Source organism: uncultured Lactobacillus sp., assembly GCF_948948975.1.
Classification (GTDB): domain Bacteria; phylum Bacillota; class Bacilli; order Lactobacillales; family Lactobacillaceae; genus Lactobacillus.
This window is the reverse complement of the sequence record NZ_CARBVX010000017.1, coordinates 1-18,628: the sequence shown is the minus strand read 5'-3', so window position 1 is coordinate 18,628 and position 18,628 is coordinate 1. Positions and strand designations below refer to the sequence as shown.

The window sequence follows — 18,628 nt, the reverse complement described above, 5'->3', positions numbered from 1 at the left end:
GGAACTTCAATGAAAGGCTTTTTACGCAAATTAGAATTGCCTGAATTTGTTAAAGATACACGTTTAACAGCATCGCTGATTATTGTCCTTGTTTTATCCTTATTAGGAGCAATTATTGGGACATTAATTAGTCCACTTTTTGGACTTGCTATGGTGCTGTTGTTCATCTTAACAATTATTTTTGTAATATATGGAATTTATGTTCTAGCTGGGAATACTAATAATTACGCTGCTAATCTTTCATACCGCATAAAGCGTGGGGAACAAGAGGCTATGATTAAAATGCCTCTCGGAATTATGCTTTATGATAAAGATCGACAAATTCAATGGATTAATCCTTATCTGCAAATGTATTTGCATGGTAAAGATATTATCGGCTCTTCTATCTCGTCAGTAGATAAAGAGTTAGCTAAATATGTTGATGATGCTATTAAGTCAAATAGCAATCAAAATAAAATTATTAAATGGGGCGACCGAAAGTTTGAAATGGTTGTCCAAGATGACTTGGGTGTTGTTTATTTACTTGATATTACGCGCTATGCCAATATTGAGGAGAAGTATAAACAAGAGAGATTAGCAATTGGCTTAATATTTATTGATAATTATGATGAATTAAGCCAGTCTATGAGTGATCAGAACCTAACAAATATGAGTTCATATGTCCAAAATGCCCTTAGTAATTATGCTGGACAATTTAATTCATATCTTAAACGTATTGATGAAGATCACTTTATTTTGTTGACGCATATGCATGATTTAGCCAAGATGGAAGAAGATAAGTTCTCTATTTTGGATAAAGTTAGAACTGAATCAAGTCGAAAGAATATGCCATTGACGTTATCTATTGGGATTGCATTTGGCTCAGAAAGCTTAAATGAAATTGCTGATCAAGCTCAATCTAACTTAGATTTAGCTTTAGGACGTGGTGGAGACCAAGTTGTTGTAAAACAATCGGGTCACGAAGCACATTTTTATGGTGGAAAATCTAATCCAATGGAGAAACGAACTAGGGTAAGAGCTCGAATGGTTTCTCAGGCTTTGGTAGAATTATTTAAGGGCGTTGACCATGTTTTTGTTCAAGGACATCGAAATCCTGACCTAGATGCAATTGGATCTGCAATCGGAATTGTAAAAATTGCTCGAATTCATGGTGTAAAAGCTAGTGTTGTTTTAGATGTTGATCATGTTAATTATGACGTAGGACGTTTAATTGCTAAAATGCAAGCTGCAGGGATCGATAAAGATATATTTATTTCGCCTAAAGATGCTTTAGAAGAAGCAACCGATGAGTCCCTACTAGTTTTAACCGATCATTCTAAGTATAGTATTACTTATGATCCGGAACTTTACGATCGATTGAAGAATCGATTAATTATTATCGATCACCACCGTCGTGGAGAAGAATTTCCTGAAAATCCAATGCTGGTATACATTGAGCCTTATGCATCTTCAACTTGTGAGCTTGTAACTGAAATGATTGAGTACCAACCTCAAGGTGGAGAAGGTGTCTTGACTGATTTAGAAGCATCAGCTATGCTAGCTGGTATTACGGTCGACTCAAAGGAATTCTCCTTGAGAACTGGAACTAGAACTTTTGATGCAGCAAGTTATTTACGGTCAATTGGAGCAGATACGCAAGTTGTATCTGAACTTTTGAAGGAAAATATCGATAATTACTTGCAAAGAAGTCACTTAGTTTCTACGATTGACATGATTGAACCAGATATGGCTCTCTTAGTAGGTGAAGAAAATAAGATCTATGACCCTATTATTACTGCTCAAGCAGCCGATACAGCTTTATCTCTTGAACATGTAGATGCCAGTTTTGCATTAACTAGACGGAGTAAAGATGCAGTCGGTATCTCAGCTCGTTCAATGGGTAATGTTAACGTTCAAGTAATTATGGAAAAACTAGGCGGAGGCGGTCACTTATCTAATGCCGCAACTCAGCTCAAGGGGATAACAATCGAAGAAGCTAAAGTTAAGCTCTTGGGAGCAATTAATGACTACCTCAAAGAAAATGAATAGGAGTGAAACTTATGAAAGTTATTTTTATTAAAGATATGAAGGGTAAAGGTAAACGCGGAGAAGTTAAGAACGTACCTGATGGCTATGCTCAAAACTTCTTGATTAAAAATGGATACGCTAAAGAAGCTACTAGTTCTAACTTAAATACCTTAAGACGTGTTCAAAAAGCTGAAAAAGATGCTTATGAAGCAGAGAAGGCTGCTGCTGAAGATATTAAGAAAAAACTTGAAGATGATAAAACTATTGTTAACTTTAAGTCTAAGGCTGGTACTGATTCTCGCTTATTTGGTTCTATTTCAAGTAAGAAGATTGTTGAAGGACTTGAAAAGCAATACGGAATCAAGGTTGATAAGCGTAAATTAGAGCTTCCAGAACCAATTAAATCATTAGGGTATACAAATGTACCTGTTAAATTATTTAAAGGCGTAGAAGCAGTAATTCGCGTTCACATTACGGAGCAAGACTAATAATGGATAATGTTGTTTCTCAACAAATTCCCCATGATAGTGAAGCAGAAAAGGCGGTCCTAGGGGCCGTCTTTTTAGATCCCGAAGCAATTATTGATGCTTCAGATGTATTACAGCCTGATGATTTTTATGAACATGCAAATAGAATTGTTTTTCAGGCAATGCTTAATATCTCAGATCGTGAGGAAGTAATTGACCCAGTTACTTTACAAGATGAGTTAAAGAAAAATAATCAAGTGGATGATATTGGGGGGATCGCCTACGTTACAGAACTATCAATGGCAACTCCAACAGCAGCCCATGTTACTTACTACGCAAAAATTGTAAAGCGAAAAGCTATTCTTAGAAATCTAATTTCTACTAGTCAAAGGATTATTCAAAATGCAATTGAAGGCTCTGATGATGTAACTGATATCTTAGATGATGCTGAAAGCCAAATAATGGGTGTCTCCCAGGATAATGCAAGTGGTGGGTTCAAATCTATTCATGATGTACTAAACACGGCTATGGAAGAAATTAACTCAATTCCTGATGATGGAAATATGGTGACTGGTTTACCATCTGGATTTTCTGAATTAGATAAGATGACAACTGGTTTTCACGATGATGAATTAATTATATTGGCCGCTCGTCCTGGGGTTGGTAAAACTGCTTTTGCTCTTAATGTGGCACAATTTGTTGGACTAAAAACTGATAAAACTGTTGCTATGTTCTCTCTTGAAATGGGAGCTGAGCAATTAGTTCAAAGAATGCTAGCTTCAGAGGGACTAATTGATTCACAGCATCTTAGAACAGGTCAGCTGACTGATGAGGAGTGGCGTAAATTAGTTGTAGCGGCAGGTTCCCTAGATAATACCAGTATCTATATTGATGATACGCCGGGAATTAAAATGAGTGAGATTCGAGCTAAAGCACGTAGATTAGCTAAAGAAAAAGGAAATTTAGGCTTAATTGTAATTGACTACTTGCAGCTAATTGAAGGACCACGTAGTGAATCTCGACAACAGGAAGTTTCTGCAATTTCACGTCAATTAAAGAAATTAGCTAAAGAATTACATATTCCTGTTATTGCTCTATCACAACTTTCTCGTTCGGTTGAACAACGTCAAGATAAGCGGCCAGTTTTATCTGATATTCGTGAATCTGGGTCTATTGAACAAGATGCCGATATTGTTGCCTTCCTTTATCGTGATGATTATTATCGTGATGAGCGCGATGAAGATGATGAAGGCGAAGTAGAAGCAGAAGAAGATAACGGCGAGGTAGAAGTAATTATTGAGAAAAACCGTTCTGGTACACGTGGAACAGTAAAATTAATGTTTTCTAAACCATATAACCGTTTTTCAAATCTTGACTATACTCATAGCGAAGCTTAAAAAAAGATTTGTAAGCGTTTCATTAATTAGCTATACTATAATAGTTAAAAGTATATCTTTCTAGTAAAGTTAAGTGAATGAGAAGGTGTAAGTTGAATGGTAGAAAATAAATATGTGGGCAGTATTGAAGCTGGTGGAACTAAATTTATCTTGGCAGTTCAAGATACTGAAAGTGGTAAAGTTGTAGCTAAGAAGAGAATTCCAACAACAGATGCAAAAGAAACTTTAGCAAAAAGTATTGAATTCTTTAAAGAGCATCCAGTGGCTGCTTTAGGAATTGGTACTTTTGGTCCAATTGACATCAATCCAAATTCTAGAACATTTGGTTATATCCTAGATACACCTAAGCGTGGTTGGTCAGGAACCAACGTTAAAGGGACTTTTGAAAAAGAACTAGGCATTCCCGTAGTAATGACTACTGACGTTAATGCTTCTTGCTACGGGGAATATATTGCACGTGGAAAAGACGATTCTAAGACCTATTTCTATGTAACAATTGGAACAGGAGTTGGTGCCGGTGCGGTACAAGCTGGTAAATTCATTGGTTTAAATAATCACCCAGAAATGGGGCACATGCTAGTTACCCCTTATCCTGGCGACAACTATACTGGAAGATGTCCATTTCACGGTAATAAATGTGTTGAAGGAATGGCAGCGGGACCTTCTCTAGAGGGAAGAACCGGTATTCCAGGTGAAAAATTACCTAGAGACCACAAGGTGTTTACCTATGTTTCATACTATGTAGCTCAATTATTATTTAATGCTTACATGACTATGCGCCCAGATGTTATGGTTGTTGGTGGATCTGTACTCAATGATCAAGATTTGGTCCAAGTTCGTGGATTCTTTAGAGAATTTAACAATAATTATGTTGCAACGCCAGACGTCAACGAATTAATTGTACGTCCAGCAGTTGAAGACAATGGTTCTGCAACTTTAGGTGACTTTGAGCTAGCTAAGGAAGCTTTGAAAAATCAATAAAAATATATAATAAAAAGGCAACTTCAAGTAAAGTTGCCTTTTTTGTGTTTCACATGAAACAAAATTAACTTCCATCATATGAATCATCAACAATTGGACCTTTACTTGAATCGTTACCAAGAGGTTTTAGATGTTCAGTATGGTTAAGAAATGGGAAATTAATATATTGGCGTGCGGTCGTGGTAATATCAGATATTATTTCGTTAGCAATTAAGCGTGTTTTTGGATCTAATGAAAGATAAGCATGACTAAATTGAATTGCACCGCGAATTTTATTAGTTGTTAGCTGACTCGTATCGGTAATTTTTTGTGATTCAAGAGCAGTAAAGAAAGCAAGCCATAATTCCTCACGTTTTTCACGTGGAATTTTTGTATTCCAAGAAATAAATGTACTCCTAATAATTCTGCTAGCATTACTGAGACCAGGAGCCATAACAAAGCTATTTCGAGCAACTTCCCAATGCATGGGATTATGCTGCTGCATTAAATGTTTCATCTTACTTTTAACTACGATGACACGTTCAGGATGATCGAGCATCATTCCAAAAATTGATCCTTCGGGAACATAAGTGATCATCTTAGGGATAGCTCGTTGAAATTCCAATTGATTATAGGTTTCTTTCATAAAGCCAGGTCCGTCAAAACTATATGCTTTTATTATTCGATCTTGAATTTTAGGTGAAACAGCAGATACAGCATAAGCAGCAAAGTTTCCACCTTTTGAATGTCCTGTAGTATAAATTCGTTTATCAGGATAAGTCTGGGCAATTTTATCTAAATATTCTGCTGCTACATTTTGTCCAAAAACTTCTGGCTGATAACTCATATCTACATCTTCATTAAGTCCGACCATGGATCCATCAGTTCCCCGATAGGCCACCAGAATAGTTTGAGGATCTAGTTCAATCGTCATAGCAGTGAACTGGACTGGTGGCTTTTTCTGGGAAAGATGAGACCAGTCTAAAAAGCGCATATTTTTATATCGATCACTAAGGTTGATTAATTGAGCTTCTATTTTATCTGAATGAATTAATGTCTTCTTTTGTATTAAACGTTTTGTAGCTGCTTCGAGAGTATGCCCTTTAACACTAGAATCAAAAGGAAGATAAGCAAATGCAGCAAAAAGTCCAGCATCTAAACTATTGAATGGTTCTCGATCCAGTGTTAGGTCCCCTCGCCAGCGAACATAATCAAGTATTTTACCCAAGATAAAAGTCCTCTCATTAAGGGTTGTATTATTTTTATTTTAATGCTTTTTAGCTTAAATATAAAAGCAGAAGACATTTATCTATAAAAAAGAAGAGCTAACGCCCTTCTTTATTACTAAAATATCAGTTGAATAGTTTCAAGAGGTGAAAGGGAAGCTTTAATTATAGCCAGATTATTTCTTACATCAATTTTAACTGCTTCCTTTTCAATACTACTACCATACTTTCTAATTAAGGTAGCTGTAGTAGATGGTAAAGGCTCACTGATGTGCCATTTAATTTCTGTATAACTATCTAAGTTGAAATTAGCTAGCCAGACTACTTTGCCATTTTCTTGAATGTTTAATTTAACGTGAGGCATATTGATTAAGTAGTCAGTAGGTTCAACGCTAGCCATAATTTGTTGCATCAACCCTTGTTTATATGAAGAAAATTGTGATTCCCAACCGTGTTTTGGATCTTGATCCATGGGAAGGACAATTATATGGTCATCAATAACTGCCATGAAATTTCCAAGTTTTTGATCGATAGAATTATAAGCCGAGCTCCAAATTTTGATATTGCTATTTGGCTGATAAGCAAGCTGTAAATAATTACCAGTGTGTTGAAGCATGGTAATACGTGGATTTTTAACGCCTTGAACAGTAACACCATCGGCTTGTTCAAATGATTGATATCCACTTTTAGCTGGATGCCATTTAGCAGATTGAATATGGAGCAAGTTACCTAAATCTCGATCAAGTAACACTTGGATACTTTCACCATCAAGTAGAACTGTATTTTGTGTGATTAGTTTAGTGATTTGACTGTCTGTAAGATTGCGCAGCAGTTGACCAGCAATTGCAATTGTTTGATTTTTGATTTCAAAATTATCTTGAATAGGCAAAATAGTTGTTGCAAAGCTAAAACTGGCTAAAAGACTAGCCCAGTTTTTTTCATGGGGGAGCAATTCTTCTGGATCTTTGCCTAAAGTGGTATGAGCAGTATAAGCAGAATCTTGATCTACTAGAACTTTAATACCTCTTAATTCTTTCATATTGAGACGGTGGTTGGCTAAAGCAGAAACAAATGGTTTAATATCTGCAAGCATCTTGCCATAGCCCCAATCTTCATTTATTCCGTTGCCCATCATATCAAAAATATTCAGCATAATGCCCTTTGCACCAAGAAGGGCAGTCGTGATAATTTGAAAGGCGATAAAGGTATTAGATTTTACTTGTGGAGTCCACATTGAATTTTCTAGTTCTGGATATAATTCAGCATGGGGGCCTAAAAAAGCAGCAGTAGTACGGCTATATTCTTCGAATTTGCGCCCATAAATCAAAGGAGCTACTTCATTATAAGCAGGTAGGTGCGGCCGTGCTACACGTGGGCGTCCAGGACCAGCTTGAGCATCAAATAGCTTAGCCCAGTCTCTGCCTTCAATTGCATGCCAGTCTGGAAATGAAGTCATTTGTCCCAGATCAGTCTCTGGGCTTACCTTATGAACTGCTTGTTCAATCAAGTGCTCGTTTTCAATCATTTCCTTGCGAGCTTGATCAAGATAAATTTTTCGTTCAATGGTAGGCTCGCCAGGCTTTAACATGTTTTTGACAAATTCTTCTCGACTTTCAGCCCTACCTATTTTTTCTTGGTATAGCTTCATATGATAGCCGCAAAAGCACATCAATTTTAGAGGAGTATGGTTATAGTGTCTAAAGTCATCTTCCATCCATAAACGACGAGGATGAATTGAAGCATATTGTGCATATCTCTGAGCTAAATATTTACGCCAAGTCGGATCTGCAGGACAAGCCATATCTTTAGCCCGATTGCCATTAATATCTACAAAAGTATTAAAGCCAATCTTAGGATTAACACTAAAGCCACGATCAGAGTGCATAATAGTTGTCCATGGATTTAAACTAGTCGTAATACCAAGTTTAGCTAGTTGCTTTTGTAGGAGAATAATGGTATCCAACCAAACTTGAGTCTCTTCTTTTGTTAAATGGCTATGGTTTAATTCTTCACCGTTAATAATGAAAGCTACGTCATCAATTTTTGCTTTTTGTACAAAATTTAAAAGTTTTTCATCCTTTTCAGGTGTGTTGGTACGTGGATCAAAAACGTAACGTAATGTATAAGTGTAGCTCATGGTATATCCTCAATATTCATACTCAATTAATATTAGTAATGTTTTTCAGTGTAACTTATTATATTAAGTTACACGGATATAGTAGCATTATTTGAAAACGTTTTCCAGAATAACAAAATAAAATATTACTAACCTCACTAAAAAATCAAAAAAACTCTTGTGTATTAATAAAATATATGATTAAATACATAATTGTCATATAAATAGGCTGACTTAGCTCAGTTGGCAGAGCACGTCACTAGTAATGATGAGGTCGAAGGTTCGAATCCTTTAGTCAGCATAAATAAGAATATAGAAGCCTGTAATACGAGCGATTATCGTGAGCATTATAGGCTTTTTTTGTGTGTTTAGATTATAATGTTTGTAATTAAATGTGGCTCTTTTGCAAATCCTGTTGATGGATAATTTTAAGAAGGAATTAAGCAGCTAAGAAATAGCTGTTTGATTCCTTTTCTTTTATAATATTTTCTTCGAGTCTAATTCTAATTAATAAATGTTTGAAATTTCTATAGCCATAAGCAGTACGCTCAATTTGTTTAATTTTACGGTTAACTCCTTCAAGACAGCCATTAGAATAAGTTGAGGCAATACCATTTAGGACACCAGAATAATTACGTTTAAAAGTTAATAGAGTTTGATGCATTTGTTTACCAACCGCTTGTTTTGAATGAAGTAAATGAATAACTTTCTTTTCATCTTTATTTTGAATAGCAGTCATAAAGTCCTGCATAATCCAATATGTATTTTCAAGATCTTTATTGCACTCTAAGCCGTCTAAGACAACATGTTCCTGAGTGAGATAGTCTTTAAAGTGCCAATCGTAGTATGGAGTAGTCTTGTTAAGTTTGTCATATTTCATGAGATAAAGCTTCCAAGGAGACTTTAAAAGTTTATATTCACGGCTTTGTTTATTGAATTGTTTCATGATCTGAACTCTGAAAATGTTAAAAGATCGAGTAAGCATTTGAACCATATGGAAACGATCAATAACTATCTGAGCATTTGGAAATAATTCTCTAGCAACTAGTGGATAATAGCAGTTAAGATCCATGGTCACTGTCTTAACCATTGAGCGAGCCTTAGGAGTAAACTTGTAAAAATATCGCAAAATATCAGGCTTAAAACGAGTTCTAAGAATTTGAATAACTTTGTGAGTATCACCATCTAGACAAATAAAGTGAAGCTTTTTGTCTACACCTTTGAATTCATCAAAAGCTAAGTGTTCAAGTAAACTATCAAAATCATCGTAAAACTTAGAAGAGCAGGATTCTAATACTCTTTGAACAGTATTAACTGATAAGTTATGTTCTCTAGCAATGCTGGTCATTGAGCGATCTTCAGTAAGAGCAGAAAGGACTTTAAGTTTTGAGACATTAGAGATATGACAATATTTATTAACCAGATTAGATTGAGCCATAGATCTTTTTAAACAGTCATTGCAAAGAACACGTTGTTTTCTTAATCTGATAGTAACGGGCTTACTAGCATCAGCAGTAATGAAACGAACGTTAGAAACGTAATGACCGTTATGCTTAAGATTAGTAGAACGACAATAAGGAGAAGCAGGTTGAATAAGCTCAGCTAAATATATTTTGCAAATCTTACCGTTAATATTTTCATTTGAATAATCAGAAAAAATAATGTTTTGATCTTCAATATCAAGAGTAAATTTAATATAATCATTTAAAGAGGACATAGTTTAAATCTCCATACACTTAATTGAATTGGTCGAAGAAGGATTTTAAGTAAGAGAGGACTATGGCCTCTTTTTTACGTAAAAAAATCCTGTCGATAGAATATCATAGATATTCATCAACAGGAAAAAGTATACAGCCTTAAATGTTTAAGTCTACTTATGGGTGATCAAGATGGAAAATACAGGTTTAATTGGAAGTGCATTGAAAAATAAAAGAAAGGAATTGGGCCTATCACAAAAAGAAATGGTTGGATCTATTCTCTCTGTTTCGTATTATTCAAAAGTTGAACGAAATTTATTTGATATAAACGTAAATGATTTAACAAAGATTTTAGCTCTTCATGGAATTGATATTATAAGATTTTTTCAGGAAATAAAAACAAATAAAATTTCAAAACAGGAGATATTAACCAAAAAATTACAACAGGCTTTTTATGAGCACAATCTCGATAAAATAAATGATGTAATAGTGCAACTTAATGAATTAAAATATAATGATCATTTGATTTTATTAGCTAAATTAATGAAATGTTCTATACAAAATAACTTAAAGCTTATTAGTTCTGAAGAAAAAAGAAAAATCAAAAGTGAGATATTTAATACCGATAATTGGGATACTTTTTCATTACAACTATTTAGCACTTCAATGCTTATTTTTAATTTTGAAGAATTAACTGCAATGGTAAATTCTATTTTTAATCATTTTAAAATGATCAAATCTAGTAATAAATATGTCCAAGAATTAATTGCCTCTATAGCTATAAACTATCTTCAAAATTGTTATAACAATAATAATACTAAAAATATTAACCAAGCTTTAAAACAAATAGAATTATTACCGGAAGATCCTTTATTTATAGGATATAAAGAATTAGCTCTATACTATAAAGCAGTTTTTAATAAAGACAATTTATCTAAGATAGCAATTAGAAAAATTTTGTCGGAAAGTGGCTACAATAATTTTTTTGAATTATTGCCAAAATAATTATCAAATTTGACAATTATAATAAAAATATCTTAAATTATTTATAATAATTTTATATTAATTTAAGGAGGGAATATAAATTGTTATTATTCCAGAGCCCTATGGTTTAACGCCAGAAATTAAACTGTATAACTAAGTAATGTAATAGCACTTATCAAATTTGACAATATAAGGACTATATTAAAGCATGATAATACAATTAAAAATACAAAGCGGCCGATTGTAAAATTAAGTTGAACACTTTTGAAAAATAAAAAAGTCATCTGGACCTGTTTGATAGAATGTAATTACCAACACAACATTCAGAAACGAGGTCACAAATGGACTCTTTACATTCTATCATGCCTAAGCACAAAAAGGGAAAGCATTTATCACTAGAAGAGCGAGTTATTATCCAAACGCGCTTAAAAGATAATTGCTCTATCAGAGCTATTGCTCGTGAACTAGCTTGTTCTCCCTCAACAATCAGTTATGAGATTAGACGTGGCACAGTTTCTCTTTATCATGGCAAGCAAAAGCGGTATAAGGCAGATCATGGTCAAAGTGTTTATCAATCTAATCGTAATCACTGCGGTCGTAAATCAGATTTTTTAAAGAAAGCTGATTTCATCAAGTATGTCAATAAACATTTCTTTGAAGATGGCTGGTCGCTTGACGTATGTGCTAATCGTAGTTTAGCCATAGGAGAATTTTCTCATCATCAAACAGTTTGCACTAGAACTTTATATAACTATGTAGACCAGGGCTTATTAGCTATCAGAAACTCTGATTTGCCTGAAAAGCTAAAGCGTAATACTAAAATTCATCGTATTCATAAAAATAAGAAGAAATTAGGTCGAAGTATTGAGGAACGTCCCAAAGAGGTTAATGATCGCAAAGAATTCGGTCATTGGGAATGCGACCTAGTCTTAGGACATAAGACTAAAGACGATCAAGTATTGTTAACTTTGTCTGAACGAATGAGTCGAAAGTTCTTGATTATGCGTATTCCTGATAAAACAGCAGACAGTGTAATGGCAGCACGCAAACAATACAGTGAGCACTGGAATGAAATCTTCAAGACAATTACTACTGAGAATGGTTCAGAGTTTGCGGAACTTTCCAACTTAGAGAAAGTATCTAACACATTAGTCTATTATGCTCATCCATATACTTCTTGTGATAAAGGCACGGTTGAAAGGCATAATGAACTTATTCGCAGATTTATTCCTAAAGGCAACTACATCAATAAATATTCTCTTCAAGATATTATTAATATTGAGACCTGGTGTTATTCACTGCCAAGAAAGATATTGGCATATCATACACCAGATGAAATCTTTGAAAGAGAATTAGATCATATCTATCAAGCAGCATAAGTGTTCAATTTATTATTGCAATTTACGTTAATTTTATTGTAAAAAAGTTTTGCTTTTTCCAAAATCATCTGCTATACTAATTAACGTTGTGAGAAACGCTGACTTAGCTCAGTTGGCAGAGCACGTCACTAGTAATGATGAGGTCGAAGGTTCGAATCCTTTAGTCAGCACAATTTAAAAGTCCTAACCATTAGGTTAGGACTTTTTTGTTGCGCTTTTATCTTAGTATAATGAAAATATAGACATATATTATCTGGTAAATTGATATTTCAAAAAAGGTAAAAGCAGATGAAACTAAATAACAATTTCCTGGCTCGGTATAACCATAGTATGGATTTTGGCGAATATAAAGATGGAAAATTAGCTAGCTATGTCATGGTCAATGAATTTGAAAGTAGAATTTTTGCTAAAAAAGTGAAAATGAGGGGGAGTTGGTTACGTAGCTTCATATCCAGAAAATTGCGGTCAAGGTGATATTAATCACTTGATAAAGGAAATTATTTTAGAATTGTACAAGCAGAACTACACTATTTTCTGAAAGTTTTATCGACGTTATGGCTATGAAAATGTCAGAATCCAGCTTACTAGGCGAATTTTTCCCAGAGCAGGAAGGTTTAAAGGTTCAGATTTTACCTTATATGATGACTCGAATAATTAATATTGAACAAGTATTAGACGCTTTACACTTAATTAATGCTGGCAAAATTAATATCGAAATAACTGATAATGAAATAGTTGCTGAAAATAATGGGACTTGGGAGATTGATCAGATAAACAAAGAAATCAAAGTGAGAAAAACTAAAAGATCCTGATTATAGCGGCTCTTTAACTAATTGGACAAAAGTTTTATTAGGTCATTTAACCTTGAAACAAGCTGTTCTATTAAGATTTATTAAGGAGCATCATCCAGTAGATAATGATTTTATAGAAGGTGAAGTTTCGTTTTATGATTACTTTTAATCAAAAATAGATTTTCTGCTTCTAATAACAGAAAATCTATTTTTTCTTATAGCCGGCAATATCCCAATCTGTAAAAGTATAATCTAACTTCTTACCATAATATTTTTCATACGCTGCTTTCTTTTGGAGGTAGTCAATTTTACGCATTTTTTCTATCTTTTGAGCAAGGGGTAGTTTGGGATCAGGATAGATAGTAGGGAGAACATGAAGAATCCAACGTGTTTTGTTAAATTCAGGATGCAGTTTTTCTTGCTTGTTAGTGTCCTTGATTTCTACAAAGCATGAAATAATTGGAACATTCATTTTAGCTGCATAATAATAGGCGCCTTTTTGCAGAGGACGAGGTTTTCGATAATTAAGCCATAGCTCTTGTTCTGGATATACAACAACCCAGCGATTTTTCTTAGAAAAAATCTTGTTTAGGTGTTTTGGCAGTTCACGTCCTAAATAGCGAAAACTAGCAGTTACGGGAATGCTATCAATATTCCTCATTAAAAAGCCAATCCAGTTTGGTAGTTTTAAATTAGTATCTTCGATAACAAAATATAATCGCTTGTGATACTTCATAGCAAGCCGTTTAAGGGGAAGACAATCAAATTGATTATAGTGATTACAAGTTACAATAGCTGAAGAAAGCTTGCTAAGAGATTTAGGATTATCAATTTTGGTATTTAAGGTTAAAAGGGGCGTTCCGACATTAAGGATTCCGCGTGCAAGTAGATTAATAGTTTTAGAAAAGAATCTGTTATGCTTAGTCCAAAATTTTTCTACTAATTTTAGCCGATCTTCTTTACTTAAAACTGGATCATTCGGTTCAACTTTTGCATTAAATTTTTTCTCCTTAACGCGTCTTTTAATATTTAAAATAACTTGATGTCGATTTTTACCAATAATCATAACTAGTTCTCCAAATTTTTCGGATAGATTCCAAGCTCTATTTTATTTATTTTGTTTTTTAAAACCAAATATTATCCCACTTATCTTCATTCATGCTAAGCTAAGGTGAAAGAATAAAATATAAAAGGAGGAATTCCTAATGAAAGTAGGTATTATTGGTGCTTCTGGAATGGCTGGAAGTGCTATTTACAAATTAGCTAGTGAAAATAAGGATCTAGAAGTTACAGGTATTGTTAGAGATAAAGAAAAGGCTGAGAGAGTTCTTGGTAAAGATGCTCACCTTTTAATTGGCGATGTTTTAACAATGGATGATAGCTTACTAGAAAACTTTGATGTGATTGTTGATGCCTTTGGTACAACTCCTGAAAAGGCAAAGGATCAAGTAAAGCTTGCAACTAAACTATGTGAGTTAGCTAAGAATAAAGACATTAGAATCATCTTTATCTTAGGCGCAGGTAGTCTTAGAACTGGAATTGATAACCACTTGGTAGTGGAAGATATTAAGAAGTTGACTGGTTCAGAAAACTGGATTAATACTCCTCAAGAGCAATTAAACGAATTAAACTACTTGAAGCAAGTTGAAGATGTAGATTGGCTTGGAATTTCACCAGCATTGACTTTTGAAGCTGGTCCAGAGGCTGCAGGTTATATGTTAGGTAACAATACTCTTCTCTTTAATAACAACAATGAATCTAAGGTAACTTCTGGAACAATGGCTCGCTTGGTTGTAAATGAAATTGTTCATCCAAAGCACCATAAAGAAAGAATTACTTTAGTTGATGAATAAAAAATAACCGTTATAACGTATTATGTAATTAAGTTAATACATTCAAAATTAAAAATAATTTTTTAGAACCGAGTCGTTAAGATTGGGTTCTTTTTGTGTCAAACAAAGGAAAAATATATTTTATGTAACATGAAATATATTTGATTTTGCTATAATTGTTTAAGCGACTATTATCTCCTCTCCTGTGAAAGGAGGTGAGTCTATTGAAGGATTTTTTGACTTTGGTTGTAGCTCCAATGCTTGTGGAAATAGTGAAATCACTATTCGATCATTGGTTGGATGATCGGCATGACAACAAAAAGCATTAATAGTCGCTTTTACTCAACCCTCAACGTTTGATAGGTTGCGTCAAACGATAAAAAAGCATTACCTTTTGTAGCGATTAGGTAATGCTTTTTGAGTCTATTAAATTTTAGATTTTTTGACTTGTTGCATGTTAAGTATAACACGAAGTAGTGATAATACAAAAGTATAGTAAAAATAAGCCCTTATAACGTATTACGCTATAACGGTTTTATTGTGCAATTTTTAATTATTAGCAACTAATGAACGGTAGAAGTTAGCCTTAGTTTGACGGTAGTAAGGAGTAATCCAGATGAATCCAATACCAAAAGTAATAATACCAAGTAAGCCCCAGCCAATGAAACTTAAGTCTAAAACGAATAGGTCCATCTTGTGGCCGTCCATTAAATGACGACTTTCAGTAATCGCTTCGGTTGCTCCTATATCAGTTTGTCCAGCAGCAAATTTATCTTTTAAAATGTATGGTGTCATGGCATAAGAATATCCCTTGATGAAGGCAGGAATAATAAATGCGAATAACCATAAAGTAATAAAAAGATTGGTCATAAAAAGAGTAAATAAACTGTTCTTGAAACGTCCATTGCTGTAGGCACTAAAAATACCAGTGTACCAAGTTTCCATATTTCCTGTTTCAACGAAATCTAGGATAGTATAAGCAACTCCCCATAAGACTAAACCAGTAATTAAGCCGACAATAAATTTCGAGAGATCATAACCAGGCTTATAACCCTGAATTAATGCTCATGTACGGTAAAGAAGCAAGCAACCGAAAACAATAGATAGACCGCCAGCACTACACTATTCCGAACCAAAGACCAAAAGATAAGCATTTTGAGAAAATCTAAACTTTTGGATTTTCCTACAATGCCGACTACGGCGGAATCCCTCCCACTCCTTATATATTTCTTTCTGTATACATTGAATTTGTATTTAGTAAAATGCAGACAACACCACGGATCGGCTTTTGGCTGGACAATTCCAACCAAACACCGCAGCAGACAGTAGAAACCATTCTGAACGTTAGGAAGCCGGTATGATTGTTACATATAAGGGGAAGAAAAATTTCTTTTAGATACTTGTTTTCCTAAAACTGATGTGATATAATAATTCAATTCCAGAAAAGGAGTAAAAAATATGCGGCAAGGTATTATTAAATAAAACTATAATCAAATAGTGGGAACAAAGGATTATGATAGTCCCTTTTGTAGGGGCTTAGTTTTTTGTACCCAATTTAAGAATACTTTTGCCTTATCAATTTTGACATATCCCCAAAAACAGCACTCACAAACAGGTGTATGCTGTATATGTGTATGTCCGCAAATTATCATCCCCAGTGGTAAAAGTATTTTACTGCTGGGGATTTTTATGCCCTTCGGGGCAGTAAAGGGAGGACAATCACATGAAAATAATCAATATTGGAATTCTTGCCCATGTAGACGCTGGAAAGACGACCTTGACGGAGAGCCTGCTATATGCCAGCGGAGCCATTTCAGAACCGGGGAGCGTCGAAAAAGGGACAACGAGGACGGACACCATGTTTTTGGAGCGGCAGCGTGGGATTACCATTCAAGCGGCAGTCACTTCCTTCCAGTGGCACAGATGTAAAGTCAACATTGTGGATACGCCCGGCCACATGGATTTTTTGGCGGAGGTGTACCGCTCTTTGGCTGTTTTAGATGGGGCCATCTTGGTGATCTCCGCTAAAGATGGCGTGCAGGCCCAGACCCGTATTCTGTTCCATGCCCTGCGGAAAATGAACATTCCCACCGTTATCTTTATCAACAAGATCGACCAGGCTGGCGTTGATTTGCAGAGCGTGGTTCAGTCTGTTCGGGATAAGCTCTCCGCCGATATTATCATCAAGCAGACGGTGTCGCTGTCCCCGGAAATAGTCCTGGAGGAAAATACCGACATAGAAGCATGGGATGCGGTCATCGAAAATAACGATAAATTATTGGAAAAGTATATCGCAGGAGAACCAATCAGCCGGGAAAAACTTGTGCGGGAGGAACAGCGGCGGGTTCAAGACGCCTCCCTGTTCCCGGTCTATTATGGCAGCGCCAAAAAGGGCCTTGGCATTCAACCGTTGATGGATGCGGTGACAGGGCTGTTCCAACCGATTGGGGAACAGGGGAGCGCCGCCCTATGCGGCAGCGTTTTCAAGGTGGAGTATACAGATTGCGGCCAGCGGCGTGTCTATCTACGGCTATACAGCGGAACGCTGCGCCTGCGGGATACGGTGGCCCTGGCCGGGAGAGAAAAGCTGAAAATCACAGAGATGCGTATTCCATCCAAAGGGGAAATTGTTCGGACAGACACCGCTTATCCGGGTGAAATTGTTATCCTTCCCAGCGACAGCGTGAGGTTAAACGATGTATTAGGGGACCCAACCCGGCTCCCTCGTAAAAGGTGGCGTGAGGACCCCCTCCCCATGCTGCGGACGTCGATTGCGCCGAAAACGGCAGCGCAAAGAGAACGGCTGCTGGACGCTCTTACGCAACTTGCGGATACTGACCCGCTTTTGCGCTGCGAGGTGGATTCCATCACCCATGAGATCATTCTTTCTTTTTTGGGCCGGGTGCAGTTGGAGGTTGTTTCCGCTTTGCTGTCGGAAAAATACAAGCTTGAAACAGTGGTAAAGGAACCCACCGTCATTTATATGGAGCGGCCGCTCAAAGCAGCCAGCCACACCATCCATATCGAGGTGCCGCCCAACCCGTTTTGGGCATCCATCGGACTGTCTGTTACACCACTCCCGCTTGGCTCCGGTGTACAATACGAGAGCCGGGTTTCGCTGGGATACTTGAACCAGAGTTTTCAAAACGCTGTCAGGGATGGTATCCGTTACGGGCTGGAGCAGGGCTTGTTCGGCTGGAACGTAACGGACTGTAAGATTTGCTTTGAATACGGGCTTTATTACAGTCCGGTCAGCACGCCGGCGGACTTCCGCTCATTGGCCCCGATTGTATTGGAACAGGCATTGAAGGAATCAGGGACGCAACTGCTGGAACCTTATCTCTCCTTCACCCTCTATGCGCCCCGGGAATATCTTTCCAGGGCTTATCATGATGCACCGAAATACTGTGCCACCATCGAAACGGTCCAGGTAAAAAAGGATGAAGTTGTCTTTACTGGCGAGATTCCCGCCCGCTGTATACAGGCATACCGTACTGATCTGGCCTTTTACACCAACGGGCAGAGCGTATGCCTTACAGAACTGAAAGGGTATCAGGCCGCTGTCGGCAAGCCAGTCATCCAGCCCCGCCGTCCAAACAGCCGCCTGGACAAGGTGCGCTATATGTTTCAGAAGATAATGTAACGTCTTGCGCAATGCAAGCGTTCATTGCTGGCTATTGCGAAATATCATTGATAAAATCAGTATCAGAGAGGAGAAACTATTTTGAACCAGGAACAGACGAATATTACAACAGGAAAGCAAATACGTCAT

14 protein-coding genes, 2 tRNA genes and 1 pseudogene are annotated in these 18,628 nt (G+C 36.1%); 12 read left to right on the top strand and 5 right to left on the bottom strand.

What is annotated here, in order from left to right:
* The first annotated feature begins 9 nt into the window (after positions 1–9).
* The 4 genes from Q9R40_RS07340 to Q9R40_RS07325 all read left to right on the top strand — a co-directional run bounded on the left by Q9R40_RS07340 (position 10) and on the right by Q9R40_RS07325 (position 4,852).
* The gene (locus Q9R40_RS07340) at positions 10–2,028 is read left to right on the top strand and encodes a DHH family phosphoesterase (RefSeq protein ID WP_300722519.1); all 2,019 of its coding nucleotides are present in this window, start codon (positions 10–12) and stop codon (positions 2,026–2,028) included.
* Positions 2,029–2,039: 11 nt separating this feature from the next.
* Positions 2,040–2,495, top strand: a complete 456-nt coding sequence (gene rplI / locus Q9R40_RS07335; protein WP_304677061.1) for a 50S ribosomal protein L9 — start codon at positions 2,040–2,042, stop codon at positions 2,493–2,495.
* Between the two features lie 2 nt (positions 2,496–2,497).
* On the top strand, positions 2,498–3,871 hold the full coding sequence (gene dnaB, locus Q9R40_RS07330) for a replicative DNA helicase (RefSeq protein ID WP_004896324.1): 1,374 nt from the start codon (positions 2,498–2,500) through the stop codon (positions 3,869–3,871).
* A gap of 96 nt (positions 3,872–3,967) precedes the next feature.
* Positions 3,968–4,852 (top strand): ROK family protein, encoded by an 885-nt coding sequence (locus Q9R40_RS07325; RefSeq protein WP_297940262.1) that lies wholly within the window; start codon positions 3,968–3,970, stop codon positions 4,850–4,852.
* 64 nt (positions 4,853–4,916) lie between these two features.
* On the opposite strand, the gene Q9R40_RS07320 is transcribed toward Q9R40_RS07325, so the two are convergent.
* On the bottom strand, positions 4,917–6,059 hold the full coding sequence (locus Q9R40_RS07320) for an Mbeg1-like protein (protein ID WP_304677058.1): 1,143 nt from the start codon (positions 6,057–6,059) through the stop codon (positions 4,917–4,919).
* A 116-nt stretch (positions 6,060–6,175) separates the two neighbouring features.
* Positions 6,176–8,194, bottom strand: coding sequence for a hypothetical protein (locus Q9R40_RS07315; RefSeq protein WP_304677056.1), 2,019 nt, complete (start codon positions 8,192–8,194; stop codon positions 6,176–6,178).
* Positions 8,195–8,401: 207 nt separating this feature from the next.
* Between Q9R40_RS07315 and Q9R40_RS07310 the strand changes: the two genes are divergently transcribed.
* A tRNA-Thr gene (locus Q9R40_RS07310) sits at positions 8,402–8,474 on the top strand.
* A 138-nt stretch (positions 8,475–8,612) separates the two neighbouring features.
* On the opposite strand, the gene Q9R40_RS07305 is transcribed toward Q9R40_RS07310, so the two are convergent.
* Entirely contained in the window at positions 8,613–9,890 is a 1,278-nt protein-coding gene (locus tag Q9R40_RS07305; protein ID WP_304677054.1) for an ISL3 family transposase, read from the bottom strand.
* 172 nt (positions 9,891–10,062) lie between these two features.
* Here Q9R40_RS07305 and Q9R40_RS07300 point away from each other — a divergent pair, with 172 nt between their 5' ends.
* The 4 genes from Q9R40_RS07300 (at position 10,063) to Q9R40_RS07285 (ending at position 13,045) form a co-directional block, all read left to right on the top strand.
* The gene (locus tag Q9R40_RS07300) at positions 10,063–10,875 is read left to right on the top strand and encodes a helix-turn-helix domain-containing protein (RefSeq protein WP_304677052.1); all 813 of its coding nucleotides are present in this window, start codon (positions 10,063–10,065) and stop codon (positions 10,873–10,875) included.
* Positions 10,876–11,195: 320 nt separating this feature from the next.
* A complete protein-coding gene (locus Q9R40_RS07295; protein ID WP_304677051.1) occupies positions 11,196–12,233 on the top strand; it encodes an IS30 family transposase in 1,038 nt (345 codons plus the stop codon).
* Between the two features lie 97 nt (positions 12,234–12,330).
* Positions 12,331–12,403: transfer RNA gene (locus Q9R40_RS07290), tRNA-Thr, on the top strand.
* Positions 12,404–12,793: 390 nt separating this feature from the next.
* Positions 12,794–13,045, top strand: a complete 252-nt coding sequence (locus Q9R40_RS07285) for a hypothetical protein (RefSeq protein WP_304677049.1) — start codon at positions 12,794–12,796, stop codon at positions 13,043–13,045.
* 184 nt (positions 13,046–13,229) lie between these two features.
* Here the strand turns inward: Q9R40_RS07285 and Q9R40_RS07280 are convergent, their stop codons facing one another.
* Positions 13,230–14,090: a 1-acyl-sn-glycerol-3-phosphate acyltransferase gene (locus Q9R40_RS07280; RefSeq protein ID WP_304677047.1), complete on the bottom strand. Its 861-nt coding sequence runs from the start codon at positions 14,088–14,090 to the stop codon at positions 13,230–13,232.
* A 139-nt stretch (positions 14,091–14,229) separates the two neighbouring features.
* Here Q9R40_RS07280 and Q9R40_RS07275 point away from each other — a divergent pair, with 139 nt between their 5' ends.
* Complete coding sequence (locus Q9R40_RS07275; RefSeq protein WP_053106947.1) at positions 14,230–14,877, top strand: NAD(P)-dependent oxidoreductase; 648 nt, start codon at positions 14,230–14,232, stop codon at positions 14,875–14,877.
* 194 nt (positions 14,878–15,071) lie between these two features.
* Complete coding sequence (locus tag Q9R40_RS07270; protein ID WP_148421549.1) at positions 15,072–15,185, top strand: type I toxin-antitoxin system Fst family toxin; 114 nt, start codon at positions 15,072–15,074, stop codon at positions 15,183–15,185.
* 220 nt (positions 15,186–15,405) lie between these two features.
* Here the strand turns inward: Q9R40_RS07270 and Q9R40_RS07265 are convergent.
* A pseudogene (locus Q9R40_RS07265) lies at positions 15,406–15,918 on the bottom strand (DUF975 family protein); the annotation flags it as partial.
* 661 nt (positions 15,919–16,579) lie between these two features.
* Between Q9R40_RS07265 and tet(W) the strand changes: the two are divergent.
* Positions 16,580–18,499 carry a tetracycline resistance ribosomal protection protein Tet(W) gene (gene tet(W) / locus Q9R40_RS07260; protein WP_000691721.1) on the top strand — a complete coding sequence of 640 codons (1,920 nt, stop codon included), beginning with the start codon at positions 16,580–16,582 and terminating at the stop codon, positions 18,497–18,499.
* Positions 18,500–18,628: the final 129 nt, after the last annotated feature.

Bases quoted from the DNA above. Each gene is read 5' to 3' on its own strand.
- Q9R40_RS07340 (WP_300722519.1), top strand. From the start codon at position 10: ATGAAAGGCTTTTTACGCAAATTAGAATTGCCTGAATTTGTTAAAGAT.
- rplI (WP_304677061.1), top strand. From the start codon at position 2,040: ATGAAAGTTATTTTTATTAAAGATATGAAGGGTAAAGGTAAACGCGGA.
- dnaB (WP_004896324.1), top strand. From the start codon at position 2,498: ATGGATAATGTTGTTTCTCAACAAATTCCCCATGATAGTGAAGCAGAA.
- Q9R40_RS07325 (WP_297940262.1), top strand. From the start codon at position 3,968: ATGGTAGAAAATAAATATGTGGGCAGTATTGAAGCTGGTGGAACTAAA.
- Q9R40_RS07315 (WP_304677056.1), bottom strand. From the start codon at position 8,194: ATGAGCTACACTTATACATTACGTTACGTTTTTGATCCACGTACCAAC.
- Q9R40_RS07305 (WP_304677054.1), bottom strand. From the start codon at position 9,890: ATGTCCTCTTTAAATGATTATATTAAATTTACTCTTGATATTGAAGAT.
- Q9R40_RS07300 (WP_304677052.1), top strand. From the start codon at position 10,063: ATGGAAAATACAGGTTTAATTGGAAGTGCATTGAAAAATAAAAGAAAG.
- Q9R40_RS07295 (WP_304677051.1), top strand. From the start codon at position 11,196: ATGGACTCTTTACATTCTATCATGCCTAAGCACAAAAAGGGAAAGCAT.
- Q9R40_RS07285 (WP_304677049.1), top strand. From the start codon at position 12,794: ATGAAAATGTCAGAATCCAGCTTACTAGGCGAATTTTTCCCAGAGCAG.
- Q9R40_RS07280 (WP_304677047.1), bottom strand. From the start codon at position 14,090: ATGATTATTGGTAAAAATCGACATCAAGTTATTTTAAATATTAAAAGA.
- Q9R40_RS07275 (WP_053106947.1), top strand. From the start codon at position 14,230: ATGAAAGTAGGTATTATTGGTGCTTCTGGAATGGCTGGAAGTGCTATT.